Origin of the sequence: Methylovorus mays, from assembly GCF_020531915.1 — a bacterium.
Classification (GTDB): domain Bacteria; phylum Pseudomonadota; class Gammaproteobacteria; order Burkholderiales; family Methylophilaceae; genus Methylovorus; species Methylovorus mays.
Genome location: NZ_JAJAVG010000008.1, coordinates 1 through 13,205, shown reverse-complemented (window position 1 = coordinate 13,205; position 13,205 = coordinate 1). Strand labels below are relative to the sequence as shown.

The 13,205-nt window shown below is 54.8% G+C and carries 15 protein-coding genes; 10 read left to right on the top strand and 5 right to left on the bottom strand.

The window, feature by feature from the left end:
• Positions 1-128 precede the first annotated feature (128 nt).
• Together LG203_RS10485 and LG203_RS10480 are read right to left on the bottom strand one after the other, a co-directional pair.
• On the bottom strand, positions 129-1,058 hold the full coding sequence (locus LG203_RS10485) for a heme/hemin ABC transporter substrate-binding protein (RefSeq protein WP_230345715.1): 930 nt from the start codon (positions 1,056-1,058) through the stop codon (positions 129-131).
• Positions 1,046-2,197 (bottom strand): hemin-degrading factor, encoded by a 1,152-nt coding sequence (locus tag LG203_RS10480; RefSeq protein ID WP_230345714.1) that lies wholly within the window; start codon positions 2,195-2,197, stop codon positions 1,046-1,048. The genes LG203_RS10485 and LG203_RS10480 overlap by 13 nt, the downstream gene beginning before the upstream one ends.
• A 208-nt stretch (positions 2,198-2,405) precedes the next feature.
• Between LG203_RS10480 and cysG the strand changes: the two genes are divergently transcribed.
• Positions 2,406-3,794: a siroheme synthase CysG gene (cysG, locus tag LG203_RS10475; RefSeq protein WP_230345713.1), complete on the top strand. Its 1,389-nt coding sequence runs from the start codon at positions 2,406-2,408 to the stop codon at positions 3,792-3,794.
• Positions 3,795-3,860: 66 nt separating this feature from the next.
• On the opposite strand, the gene LG203_RS10470 is transcribed toward cysG, so the two are convergent.
• Both LG203_RS10470 and ompR read right to left on the bottom strand, forming a co-directional pair.
• A complete protein-coding gene (locus LG203_RS10470) occupies positions 3,861-5,144 on the bottom strand; it encodes an ATP-binding protein (protein ID WP_041362305.1) in 1,284 nt (427 codons plus the stop codon).
• 84 nt (positions 5,145-5,228) lie between these two features.
• Positions 5,229-5,957, bottom strand: a complete 729-nt coding sequence (gene ompR / locus LG203_RS10465) for an osmolarity response regulator transcription factor OmpR (protein ID WP_041362827.1) — start codon at positions 5,955-5,957, stop codon at positions 5,229-5,231.
• A gap of 359 nt (positions 5,958-6,316) precedes the next feature.
• Here ompR and LG203_RS10460 point away from each other — a divergent pair, with 359 nt between their 5' ends.
• The 4 genes from LG203_RS10460 (at position 6,317) to LG203_RS10445 (ending at position 9,252) form a co-directional block, all read left to right on the top strand.
• Complete coding sequence (locus LG203_RS10460; protein WP_230345712.1) at positions 6,317-6,901, top strand: EF-hand domain-containing protein; 585 nt, start codon at positions 6,317-6,319, stop codon at positions 6,899-6,901.
• 155 nt (positions 6,902-7,056) lie between these two features.
• On the top strand, positions 7,057-7,281 hold the full coding sequence (locus LG203_RS10455) for a glycine zipper 2TM domain-containing protein (protein ID WP_230345711.1): 225 nt from the start codon (positions 7,057-7,059) through the stop codon (positions 7,279-7,281).
• A gap of 206 nt (positions 7,282-7,487) precedes the next feature.
• Positions 7,488-8,612, top strand: coding sequence for a GNAT family N-acetyltransferase (locus LG203_RS10450; RefSeq protein ID WP_230345710.1), 1,125 nt, complete (start codon positions 7,488-7,490; stop codon positions 8,610-8,612).
• A 61-nt stretch (positions 8,613-8,673) separates the two neighbouring features.
• Complete coding sequence (locus LG203_RS10445) at positions 8,674-9,252, top strand: LexA family protein (RefSeq protein WP_230345709.1); 579 nt, start codon at positions 8,674-8,676, stop codon at positions 9,250-9,252.
• 300 nt (positions 9,253-9,552) lie between these two features.
• On the opposite strand, the gene LG203_RS10440 is transcribed toward LG203_RS10445, so the two are convergent.
• Positions 9,553-10,470, bottom strand: coding sequence for a LysR family transcriptional regulator (locus LG203_RS10440; RefSeq protein ID WP_230345708.1), 918 nt, complete (start codon positions 10,468-10,470; stop codon positions 9,553-9,555).
• 110 nt (positions 10,471-10,580) lie between these two features.
• On the opposite strand from LG203_RS10440, the gene LG203_RS10435 reads away from it, so the two are divergent.
• From LG203_RS10435 to LG203_RS10415, 5 genes are all read left to right on the top strand, one after another.
• Positions 10,581-11,183: an FMN-dependent NADH-azoreductase gene (locus LG203_RS10435; protein WP_230345707.1), complete on the top strand. Its 603-nt coding sequence runs from the start codon at positions 10,581-10,583 to the stop codon at positions 11,181-11,183.
• A gap of 33 nt (positions 11,184-11,216) precedes the next feature.
• A complete protein-coding gene (locus LG203_RS10430) occupies positions 11,217-12,098 on the top strand; it encodes a pirin family protein (RefSeq protein ID WP_230345706.1) in 882 nt (293 codons plus the stop codon).
• Between the two features lie 118 nt (positions 12,099-12,216).
• Positions 12,217-12,615: a DoxX family protein gene (locus tag LG203_RS10425; RefSeq protein ID WP_230345705.1), complete on the top strand. Its 399-nt coding sequence runs from the start codon at positions 12,217-12,219 to the stop codon at positions 12,613-12,615.
• A gap of 166 nt (positions 12,616-12,781) precedes the next feature.
• Positions 12,782-13,006: a hypothetical protein gene (locus LG203_RS10420; protein WP_230345704.1), complete on the top strand. Its 225-nt coding sequence runs from the start codon at positions 12,782-12,784 to the stop codon at positions 13,004-13,006.
• Positions 13,007-13,008: 2 nt separating this feature from the next.
• The coding region (locus LG203_RS10415; RefSeq protein ID WP_230345703.1) for a hypothetical protein at positions 13,009-13,205 on the top strand (197 nt) is incomplete at its 3' end.

Genomic DNA, 13,205 nt, shown 5'->3' with positions numbered 1-13,205 from the left:
GCAGGCATGGTGGGTATCCGGATGGCATAAGTCGCTATTTCGCTGTGGTATTTCTGGAAAATTCCGGTGGGGTATTTTGGGGAGTACCGCAGATGAAATATGCATGATTGAAGACGCCGGCTTTCACCTTATCCTGCCTGCATGGCAGATTGCAGGGAGCGGTCCAGCTCTTTCAGCGCCAGCGGCAGGCGCGGGCCAAAGCCGAGCAGCAGCATGGTTTCCATGCTGACGATGCGCTGCTTGCGCCCGGCAGGTGTTTGCGCCAGGCCTGGCAGCTTGAGAATCGCGGCTTTGCTGCCTGCGGCTTTCAGGCCCAGGTCCGTTAACAGGATAATGTCGGGTTGTGCCGCAATCACGGCTTCCGGCGTCAGCGGCTTGAAACCAGTGAAGCCCTGCATGGCATTCCTGGCACCGGCATAGCGCAACATGGCATCTGCGCTGGTATCTTGTCCGGCCACCATGACCTGCGACATGGAGTGCGAAAGAATAAACAGCACGCGAGGCGACGCCGCTGAATGCGCTTCAACATTCGTTCGGACCAGTTGCCATTCAGTGCGCAGGCGGGTTTGCAGCTCGGTGGCTTCACGTACATGGCCGGTGAGCTCGCCCACTTTTTGTACGCGCTGCAGCAAGCCTTCAAACTGATGGTTGGCGGCGAGTACATGCACGGCAATGCCCGCGTTTTCGATCTGGCGAATGACGGTGGGTGGTCCGGCATCTTCCGTTGCCAGCAACATGGAAGGTGCGAGCGCCAGAATGCCTTCGGCGGACAGGGTGCGCGCATAGCCGACGCTGGGCAGTGCCTGTGCAGCCGGTGGATAAAGCGAAGTGGTGTCGACGCCCGCCAAGTCGGCAGATGCCCCCAATGCGTAAACAATTTCCGTCAGTGCACCACCGACACATACCAGGCGTTGATTGGCGGCATGCACGCTGCGGGGCAGCAGCCCGGCAAATGCGATTGCGCCCAGCCCCAGCCATTGTTGCAGATGTGCCCGCCGCGATGGCAGGGCTGGCTGCCCTTCCTGCCCTTCCTGATGTGCCGAGATCATGCGCTGCATGTTGCTTCCGTCAGGTCGTTGATCAAGGCACGCCAGGATTCAAGCTCAGGCTTGCCGGGTTTTCGTTCCCCAAACAGCATGGCGATATTTTCGCCCTGTGCATCAAACAATTCGAGCGAGGTGACGATGCCATCTTCCGTGGGTTTTCGTACTACCCAGGCGTTGGCGATCAGATCCTGCCGCAAGTGCAGATTAAAGTCTTCGTCGAGCACATTGATCCAGGGGCCCATCAATTTGATATTGCGCACCGGGCCACTATGAATCTGGATGATGCCGGGGTTGCCGACGAACACCATGATGGCGACATTTTCCGCGGCAGCAGACTGTAGCAAGCGGGTAATGACATCGGGAGCCACCGCTGTGGAGAAGCTTGGGTCCGCAAGGCGCAGCCCTTGTGTGCGTGTCAGCTTGTATTGCTTCAGCAAGCCAAAGAATTCGTGCGTGTCTTTCATGGCAGCCCAGTCCCGCCGAAAACCGGCAATGTCGATATCGCTGTCATCCAGCGCGACAGCCAATGGACGGGCGGCCTCCACGATCATGCCGCCTGACTGATCGTCTGCGCGGAACTGCTGGATCAAGAGGGCGTATGCCGCAGCATGGCTTTCTGATTTCAAAAAGACTTTATGCACAGCTGTGCCGGTGACATCAAAAAACTGCAGGCTTTGTTGCAAGCCTTTGCTGGTGTGATCTTCCACCGCAAATGCATGGCGCCACTGCTGATAAAACAAGCGCAGGTCTATGCTGCCGCCTAATACCAGGCCGACGGGGCCCTGATGGCTGACCTTGCGATAAATACCGGATTTTTCATGCACGCAGCTCTCATTGCGCGTCAGTGCCATGACTTCACCCAAGGGTTCAATCGCGGCGATGATCTGGGGGAAATCTGGCCGTAACCGTGTCGCTTGCATATCGCTATCGGAGCTGGCTGTGTCCAGGCCACAATGCGCGGCGATCAGCTCCCCCTCGCTTATTTCCAGGGTGGCGGCAATTTCTCTATGGCGTAAACCGCTGTCGCGCCGCATGCGGCTAAAAGCTTCAATGATGGCATCCTGCCGGGCGTGCATGGTGTCCTCCTGTGAGGCACGGGCTGGCAATCGCTGGCTGGTGCAGTTAATGGCGAGCAGTCTTTGCTGCACCATCGAATGGTTGATGTATGCAGTGATTATATAATGAGAATGGTTCTTATTACAACAAAACCCCTTGGGCTGTTTTTTAGGAAATACAGTGTCAACAGACTGATGGTGACGGGCTTTTACGATGATGTTTTGCCTTTATTTGTCCTGCTTCATGATGCATCCGTGAGAAAAATTGAAACGGGCAGGCAGGGCCCGCGTGTAAAATAGCGGGATGGACGCACTCCCAATTTTCATGAATATCAAGCAACAGCGCTGCGTAGTGATTGGCGGCGGTGAAGTGGCGGCGCGCAAAGTGCTCATGCTACGTAAAGCGGGGGCTGCCGTTGAGGTGTGTTCCCCCGATCTATACCCTGAGCTGCAGGCCTTGGCTGCTCAGGGAGACATTCTCCATACCGCCGCGACTTTTCACCCACAACAGCTGGATGGCGCCCGCCTCGTGGTGGCCGCGACCGATGATGAGCTGGTCAATCAGGCGGTGTCGGAGCAAGCGCAGGCGCGCAACATCCCGGTCAATGTGGTCGATGCGCCTGCCTTGTGTACCTTTACCATGCCATCGATTGTCGACCGCTCGCCAATTGTCATTGCCATCTCCAGCGGTGGCGCTGCGCCGGTGTTGGCGCGCAGCATACGCAGCAAGATTGAAACCATGGTGCCAGCGACTTATGGACGATTGGCGACGCTGGCGGCGCGATTCCGTGAGCGCGTGAAGCAGCATTTTCCTACTACCCAGCAACGTCGGATGTTTTGGGAGGATGTCTTGCAAGGCCCCATAGGGGAACAAGTGCTTGCCGGGCAGGAGCTTGCAGCCGAAGCTGCGCTGGTGCAAAAACTTGAACAACCAGCCCATGCTCCTCGTGGTGAGGTCTATCTGGTCGGAGGTGGTCCTGGCGACCCTGATTTGCTAACGTTTCGTGCCTTGCGCCTGATGCAGCAGGCAGATGTCTGTGTGTATGACAAGCTGGTCAGTCCGGAAGTCATGGAACTGGTGCGGCGTGATGCCGAGCTGGTGTATGTGGGCAAAGCGCGTGATCAGCACACCCTTCCGCAGGAGGAGATCAATGAATTATTGGTACGACTGGCGCAAGAGGGTAAACGCGTGTTGCGCCTCAAGGGGGGGGATCCCTTTATCTTTGGGCGTGGTGGTGAGGAGATCGAAACCCTGATGGCGCATGGTGTTCCTTTCCAGGTGGTGCCTGGTGTGACAGCCGCATCGGGCGTGGCAAGCTATGCCGGGATCCCGCTCACACACCGTGATTTTGCCCAGACCTGCATCTTTACCACCGGGCACTTGAAGGATGGTACGGTCGACCTCGACTGGACGGCTTTGGTGCGGCCGCAGCAAACCGTGGTGATTTACATGGGCCTGGCCGCGTTATCAGAGATATGCCAGCAGCTCATTGCCCATGGCCTTTCTGCAGATACCCCTGCAGCGGTCGTTCAGCACGGGACGTTGCCCAGTCAGCGCGTGGTGACAGAAAGTTTGCAGAATCTGGCCGCCAAGGTCGCGGAGGCGCATCTGAAATCGCCTTCGTTGATCGTTATCGGCGGTGTCGTTGGTTTGCGTAGTAAGCTGGCGTGGTTTGAAGGTAAAACTGACTGATCCCGGCAGAGTAGCTGCAGGCGATTTGCGACAAGTCGTTAATCGCCCTGCATGAGCTTATAAGAATTAATTTGCCACATTCTTGACGATAGGCAATATCAGGCGTGCTTCGAGCCCGCCTTCCTGACGGTTGATCAATTCAAGATGGCCTTTGTGCAGGCGGGCGATACGGTCAGCAATGGCCAGGCCCAGGCCACTGCCACTCTCATTGCCACGTGCGGTGTCCAGACGTTCAAAAGGTCTCAACAGGCGGCTGATCTGCGATGGAGGAATGCCAGGCCCATTGTCCAGCACGCTCAGGATAATGGTGCCAGCGGTGATTCTGGTTTCAACCGAGACTTCGCTGCTGCCGTATTTGAAGGCGTTATCAATCAGGTTGCCCAACAGCCGGTGCATGGCAAGTGGACGCAGCGGTATCAGATGCGTGGGTGCCAGTCGCAAGATCATGCGGCGGCCCGCACGGGTATGGCGATCATAAATCGACTTCAGCAGGGCATTGATATCGATCATCTGCGTCGGTTCGCCCTCCACCCCGCGTACGAAATCCAGGAACTGGTGGATGATGTTATCCATGTCCGTGATGTCCTGAATCATGCCGTTTTTCAGGCTGTCACCCAGTTCATTTGGCAGCATTTCCACTGACAGGCGCAAACGGGCCAGCGGGGTGCGCAAATCATGCGAAACCCCGGCCAGCAGCAAGGTACGTTCGGAATCCAGCCGGGCCAAGGCTTCCATCATGTCATTAAATGCATGGTTCACATCGCTCAGCTCATCCAGGCCATCCTCTGGCAACTTGGGCGGTTGCTCACCTTTACGCAGGCGATCTGCTGAACGGATTAGCAGGCTGAGAGGGCGGTTGATGCGCGCGGCCAGCAAATAGGCACCTGCCAGGGAAAGCAGGATGACCAGCGCCCCCCATCCCAGCCATTGCCATGGGAAGGGTCTATCCACCTGTATGCGTGGAATGACCACCCAGTAATCATCTTGACCAATCGTGAAACTCACCCACAGACCAGGGATGCCGAAATGATTCACCGCCACAATGGTTTCATTGCCCAGCTTTTCCTTGATCTTGGCGGCTATCAGCGCAATCACCGGATCATCCGGCAGCTTTTCGATTTCTTCCAGCAAGTCTGCGGCGTAAATGCGAACGCCTTCCTTGCCCGACAACTCCGATAAAAGCGCCAGGCGGCGATTTTCATGAGCGGCAAGCAGCGATGCGCGAGTGAAGTTCACGACGGTTACTGCTTGCAGCGCAACTGCTGTGGCGCGTGGTTTGCGCTCGAAGTAATCGAAGATTTTGAGTGAGGCGTACTGGCCGATTACCAGCAGAATGGCAATCAGTAGCATGGCCCTGGCCAGCAGGGTGCGCGGGAATAATCTCAATTGAAATATAAACAGTCGTGGCAAGCAGCAATCAAGGCACGGCCCTGATTAATGCTTGATGGTTTCGCCGTCAGGGATGAACACATAGCCAAAACCCCACATGGTTTGCAAGTAGCGGGGGTGTGTAGGGTCCGCTTCAATCAGGCGGCGCAGGCGCGAGACCTGCACGTCAATGCTGCGGTCAAACACATCCAGCTCGCGGCCACGCGCCAGCTGCATGAGGCGATCGCGCGACAAAGGTTGGCGCGGGTGATCCACAAACACTTTAAGCAGGGCATATTCACCACTGGTAATCGTGATCTGCTCACCATTTTTAAGCAGGCTGCGTGTGGATGGGTCAAACACGAATTCGCCAAAGCTGATGGTTTCTGTGCTGTTGGCGGGGGCGCCGGGCACAGGGCGCTCATTGCGCCGCATGACGGCATTGATGCGTGCCAGCAGCTCACGCGGATTGAATGGTTTGGGCAAATAATCATCCGCGCCCATTTCCAGGCCAATAATACGATCCACTTCATCACCGCGTGCGGTCAGCATGATGATGGGCATGGTACTGCCCGCAGCCCGCAGGCGGCGGCAGATGGCCAAACCATCTTCACTGGGGAGCATCAGGTCAAGCACCAGCAAATCAATATGCTCGCTGCTCAATACGGTATTCATCTCGGTTGAATCGGAGACGGTTTTTACGCTGAAGCCTTGTTCACTAAGGTAGCGTTGCAACAGCTCACGCATGCGGAGATCATCGTCAACCATCAGGATTTTTTTTGGGTTGGTTTGCATGGCGTTCATAGCAATATATGGTCTGGGGTCGCGAGATTTATTATGTGGAATATTATACGGTTAGCCGCTAGCGGTTTGGGAATATAATGTGATTTTTGTCACAAATTGTTACATTCGGGCTGCACAGTGAAACACTCGATTTACATTCCTGCTTCATTATAATCACGGCTACCGTACCAAATAATAATATGCGGAATTCTCAAGCGCACCAACACTCAAAGCAATATGTTTTGCAGAATCAGGCGAGGGGCTATTAACGCTCCCCCAAGAAGTGGAGAAATGGAACAATGAATGTAGTTGATTTCAATCTTTGTCGGGCGTCTGGCTGTCGCGCCTGTCCGGCCTGATTTTTCAATCCTATGATGTCTATCTCATCGGTTTCCCGGTTTGGTTGTGTGCATGTTGCGATTGCTGCTTGCCTGATGATTGGCGCTGTGGATGTCTTGTACGCCGCTCCCAAGGATGCGAACGACAATGCAGACGATGATGCGCCCAAACCTTCCCTCGTACTTGCCCCCGATAACAGTGCCCCTGCCAAGTCTTTAAACGGCAACATCAGCATCGAAGAAAACATGCGCTTGCGCCGCGATCTGTATGAATATTCCCGTGCGGTAGATCCTGCCCATATTCAGATTGAAGAGCGTAGACGGGTAATGCATCAGCGCCTGCAGGCACGCTTTGACCAGGCAGACAAAGATAACGACGGTGCCATTTCCCGTATTGAAGCCTTTGAACTGCTGCCGCAGATTGCTCGTCATTTCAGTCAGGTAGACGCAAATAATGATGGCGTGATTACCATGGAAGAGCTGGAGTCTGCGCAGGCCAAAGCCATTGAGCGCCAGCAACGTCCCATCCCGGTGGTCAGGGAGGAAGCGCAGGTGCTATCCTCACCCAAAGTAAAGGAAAAAGGCGCCATGGTGAATAGCCGAAAGCGCGCTCTATAAGCCATCATTTCCTGCTCTAATTGCGAATGCCATTTAAATGTATGAATTTAAATGGCATTTTTTATTGGCATCATCCTTGCATATAGTCATTCAGCAGTACCTGGATAAAGCGGTTTTATTCAGGATTGATTGATCGTGTAATAAGGAGAATTAATATGGTTGCTACTAAACAATTGGTCATCAGTACATTGCTTATCGGTGTGCTCACTGCCTGCTCAGGCATGAGTACCAAGCAAAAGAACGCTGCCGTCGGCGCGGGTATTGGCGGCGTAGCAGGGGCTGTGCTCACGGGCGGTAGTGCTCTTGGGACAGTGGGCGGCGCAGCCATCGGCGGAGTCATTGGACATGGTGTCGATAGCGCAACAAGCAAGAAGAAATAGGCTGTCGTTTTTTTACACATCTTATCCCATTGATGTGTATGTGTATTTTAATGGGGTATGAAACATTGTCGTGAATTGACGACAGGTGGGGCGGCTGATGTGATGCATCAGCCGCTTTTTTATGTCATCTTGCACTATATGGCGATGAACTCTTGCACGCCATATCTCTCTTTCATCTGTAAACCTGGCCATGTGATTGGAGTGCTATGACGATAGAAGTGAATATAGCGACCAGCTTTTCGCAGATCAAAGCGCAAGAGTGGGATGCTTTGACGGATGGCTCACCCTTGCTCAGTCACCGCTTCTTCAGCGCGCTGGAGGATACCCAGTGTGTGGGCGAGGATACTGGCTGGCAATCTTATCCCGTTACGGTTCATGAGCAGGGCAAACTGATAGGCGCTACGCCGCTCTACCTCAAGCAGCATTCATATGGTGAGTATGTATTTGATTGGGCCTGGGCCAATGCCTATGAGCAGAATGGACTCAGCTATTATCCCAAGCTGCTGGTAGCGATCCCGTTTACTCCCATTAGCGGTCCGCGTCTGCTGAGTCATCGGCAGGAAGTTCAGCGCCTGCTCGCAAGGATCGTGCAACAGCAGATGGAGCAGAATGCCTTGTCTTCCAGTCACATCCTGTTTCCTGATCAGGCCTCAGCAGAGGCTTTACAGGCAGAAGGCTGGATGCAGCGAGATGGCGTACAGTTCCGCTGGGAGAATGAGGGGTTTCGCGATTTTGCCGAATTCATTAGCCAGCTGTCGCACGATAAACGTAAGAAAATCAAACAGGAGCGCAAGAAAATCCTCAGCACTGGAGTGGTTTGCCGACGCTTGCAGGGGCGGGATATTCAGCCTGCCGATTGGGATTTTTTCTATGCGTGCTACGTCAATACCTACCACGAGCATCGTTCATCGCCTTACCTGACGCGTGCATTTTTTGAGCAGATTGGTCACACACTGCCGGAGCACCTGTTACTGATCATCGCCGAGCTGGATGGCAAGCCCATCGCCTCGGCGCTTAATTTATATGATGGCGATACTTTATACGGCCGCTATTGGGGAGCGCTGACCTACATACCTGGTTTGCATTTCGAGCTTTGTTATTATCAGGCGCAAGAATTCTGCCTGGAGCACAACATCCGGTTTTTTGAGGGAGGCGCGCAAGGTGAGCACAAGCTGGCGCGAGGTTTCATGCCGCGGCCCACCTGCTCGTTTCACCGCATTGCCAATCCGGAGTTTGAATCCGCGATTCGCCGCTTTGTCGCCATGGAAGCCAGCAATATGCAGCAATACCAGGATGAACTGGAAGAGCGTGCACCTTATCGTGCCAATTAAGCGGATTGAGCAAACACGTGACGCTTGACTTTGTGTACGTTCGTACATTATGGTAACGCGTATGGGAAACGATATTGACTACCTGGGTCGCATCCAGGACTACTACGCCGAGCATAAAACCCTGCCATCCTATTCGGTGATTGCAGACATGCTCGGTTTCAAATCAAAAAACGCGGTGACAGCGTTAGTCGCCCGCTTCAAGCTGCAAGGCTTTCTTGATGCCACTGCTGATCGGCGGCTCAAGCCCGGCAAGCGCTTTTTCGAGCGCATCCTGGCTGAGAGTACCGTGCAGGCCGGTTTCCCTTCTGCTGCCAGTGGTGATCGCCACGACACCCTCAGCATTGATGACTATCTGATCGAGCGCCCCTCGCAAACTGTGCTGATTACCGTCAAGGGCGACTCCATGATTGATGCGGGCATCGTGCCGGATGATGTGGTGATTGTGGAAAAACGGCAGGTGGCGAATGTGGGCGATATCGTCGTGGCTATTGTGGACAATGAATTCACCCTGAAAACACTGGGCCGCGAAAAAGGCCAGTTTGTATTGCTACCCGCCAATAAAGCCTATCCCGTGATTCGCCCGCAAGGCAATCTGGAGATCTTTGGTGTAGTCGTAGGCCAGTTCCGCAAATACGGTTAAAGCGGCGCTCCGAGTTCTATTCAGGCGCTACCAAAGCGCCGATTCAAAAAAAGCCTTGTCAGACCTGACGAGGCTTTTTTGTTGCGAGGGGGTATACGCAACGCCTGATGGGCAGCGGCATTGAGGCCATCTCCAGTCTGCTGGCTAGTCCACAATTTCTGTGGATAACTACGCGGATGAATACTGGATAGTGTGCTTAAGTGACTGGCCGGGCATGGGTATCTTGAGATTGCTCGAAACGCATGCGTTTGCACATGTTTCATCCCATCAGCTTGGTAGCGTGGCCGTCACGTTCTCGCGTTAACGTTTATGCTTTTCGCAGTCCGCCGCAGCAAAGCGTGCCATGAGCGCGTCAAGAAAAACACGGGTGCGTGCGGGCATCAGGCGCCGGCCAGGAAAAACGGCCCACGCCGTAACGCTGGGTAATTGCCAGTCCTCGAGTATCTGCACCAGTTCCCCCGCCTTGACGTAAGGCTCCGCAAACGGCTCACCCAGCATGGCAATACCCAGCCCCGAAATCGCCATGCGCACCAGTACCGCAGGCGAATTGGCGGATACTTTGCCGATGGGCGTGCCTTGCCATTGCGCCTGATCGCGTTTGAGTTGCCATAGCGCGGGCTCACCGCGCCGGGTGAGCAGGTGTAGTGCGTCATGTTCCATCAGCGCTTCTGGTTCATGCGGTGTGCCGCGTTTTTTGAGATAAGCCGGTGCGGCATAGAGGCCGGTTTCAAATGTGGCGATGCGACGTGCTGCAAGCGATGTGTCGTCTGGCAGATCGCCCATGCGAATCGCCAGGTCAAAATTTTCGCCGATCAGATCCACCCGCCGTGGCGAGATATCCATCTCCAGCGAAATTGTTGGATACCGCATGGCAAACTCGGCAAGCAGGGGCTGCAGGATGTCGATCCCAAAATCGCCCGGCATTGACAGTCGAAGGCGACCACTGGGCTCAACCTGCCGGTGTTGCGTCAATGCCAGCGTGGCTTCTACCTCGGCTGTTACTTGATGCGCATGCGCCAACACGGCATTGCCAAAGTCGGTCACGGTCAGCTTGCGCGTGGTTCTCAGCAACAGGCGCTCGCCCAGTTGCGTCTCCAGGGCCGCCATGCGGCGCGATAGGGTGGATTTCGGAATATGCAGCCGGTCAGCCGCGCGGCTGAAGCTTCCTTCATCCACCACACGGGCAAACAATAGCAAGTCATTGGCTTCCAGCTTCATTTTATATTTCCATTGATGGAACAATAATATCCATTTTAACGACTTAATCAATTATTTGGGAATATGTAAAGTGTCTCCATCGTCATTTCACATTAACCAAGGAGATCATCATGAACATTCTGCAAGTGAATTCCAGCGCCCGTACGGTCGGTTCACACTCCACGCATCTGGCCAATGCCCTGGTGGAGCGCTTGCTCGCCCAGCATGCCGATGCCACATTGACGGTGCGTGACCTGGGCCGCAACCCACATCCAAACCTGGACGAAAAAGCGCTGCAGGCCTTGTTCACGCCTGCGGACCAGCGCAATGCCGAGCAGGCAGCCCGTGTCGTGCTGGATGATGTGCTGATCAGCGAAATCCAGGCCGCCGATATCGTGGTCTTGGGCGTACCCATGTATAACCTGGGGGTGTCAGTGCAACTCAAGAACTGGATTGATGCCATCTCGCGCGCCCAGGTGACGTTTCAATATACCGCCAATGGGCCTGAAGGCTTGCTGACCGGCAAGAAGGTCTATGTGGTGCTGGCACGCGGCGGCATTTATCGCAATACACCTGCCGATACCCAAACGCCATATCTGCAAGTGGTATTGGGCTTTCTGGGCATGCGCGATGTCGAATTCATTCATGCCGAAGGCCTGGCCATGGGCCCGGACGCGGAAAAAGCCGCGCTGGATACTGCTTATCGCCAACTGCAAGAACTGGTCCCTGCCTAAGGCATATTTAATCGTATAAAAAGGAGAGCAACCATGAGCACAAGACCTGACGTTGCATTGCAAAACGAAGTCGTGACACAGCCAAGAGCGATTGAGCAGATCGTGATCGGCCAAGCCACGTCGGATGGCGCCGGGGTCAAGCTCACGCGCGTGCTGACGCAACACCTGCAACGCCGGCTTGACCCTTTCCTGATGCTGGATGCCTTTGGCACCGATCAGCCGGAAGATTACATCGGCGGCTTTCCTGATCACCCCCATCGCGGGTTCGAAACCGTGACTTACATGCTGCAAGGCCGCATGCGCCATCGGGACAGCGCTGGCAACGAAGGCCTGCTCGCCCCTGGGGGTGTGCAATGGATGACGGCTGGCAAGGGCGTTATTCACTCCGAGTTGCCAGAGCAGGAAGAAGGTGCCATGGAAGGCTTCCAGCTTTGGCTCAATCTGCCCGCCAAGGACAAAATGGTGGACCCCGCCTACCGGGATATTCAAACGGACGAGATTCCGGAGTTCACCACGGCCGATGGCGTCACGGTGCGGGTGATTGCCGGCGAAAGCCACGGCGTTGCCGGTGCCATCCAGCGTGACACCACCGAGCCCCTATACCTGGATGTACATTTGCCAGCAGGCACACGCTTTACCCAGCACATACCTGCCGAGTTCAATGCCCTGGTGTATGTGTATCGCGGTGAGGCGCTCATTGGCGAACGTCAGGTGCCACAGCAGCGCATGGCGATACTCAAGACAACGAGCGACAGCGATGGCGTTGTCATTGCAGCGTCTGAATCTACGCGTCTGTTGTTGATCGCGGGTCGTCCTCTCAAGGAGCCCATCGCGCAATATGGCCCCTTCGTGATGAACACTCAGGAGCAGATTTTTGAGGCAATTCACGATTATCGCGAAGGCCGCCTGGCATAAGAAATACGCTCGGTTTATCCATCGTGTTAGCACTGCCTGACTCAGCCTCAGCTGGGTGAGTCAGGCCATTTTCAGAAGCATTCGGTTTTTATTTTTTTACTTTTAAGGGAGTTTTCTCATGCAAGCACTACATCGCCACGGCCCATTGATCGGCCGCATCCTCATCGCGCTGATCTTCATCCTCTCTGGCTTTTCCAAGATCGGCGGCTTTGCTGACACCTCCGGCTACATTGCCAGCAAAGGCTTGCCGCTGCCAGACCTGGTGACCATCCTCACCATTATCATTGAACTGGGTGGCGGCTTGCTGATCGTCGTCGGCTACCGTGCACGTCTGGCCGCTGTTGCCTTGTTCCTGTTCACCCTGGCAGCCGCATTCCTGTTTCATGATTTCTGGGCAGCAAGCCCAGACATGGCGCAAAATCAGATGATCCATTTCATGAAAAACATCTCCATGGCCGGTGGCCTGTTGTTTGTGCTGGTGCATGGCAGCGGCCCGCACAGTGTAAAAGCCGACTAATCCTTTAGTCTTCAGCCAAACAAAAAGCCCGCCCATCATTGGCGGGCTTTTTTATTATCGGTGTTGAAAGGACTACGCCCAGCGTCATTTCTACCCTTAAGGGCAATTTCCCGATTTCGCAATCCTGTGCATGATCGAACCCGCCTTTAGCCACGGATTCCCTGTCATGCTTTCCTCGCTGTTATCCTCCCGTCGCCTGCTGACCCTGCTGACCCTGCTGACCCTGCTGACCCTGCAATGTCCCGCGCTCCATCAGATACTGCCCGATGGGCTGGAGCCCGTCCGCCTGAGAAGCCCAACCACTCGACTCTACGTCAAGCCATACCCGGCCATGTTTGCCGTCTCCACCTTTCCGTCATTTCCCGTTTATACAAGTGAGTTCATGTCATGAGAATGTCCCCCCTCAAGCAAGTGCTGGTTATGGTAATTGGCATTGCTGCAATACTTGTGTTCGGACTGTTTGGTCCGTTTATATGGTTCTTCATACTGCGCCCCCTGTTCTGGGAGGCTGTTTTTGCGCTGCAACGTAACCTCTACTGGATCGTCTTGATTGCGTCCCTCTGTGTTTTCATTTTTTGCCTCTATGACAT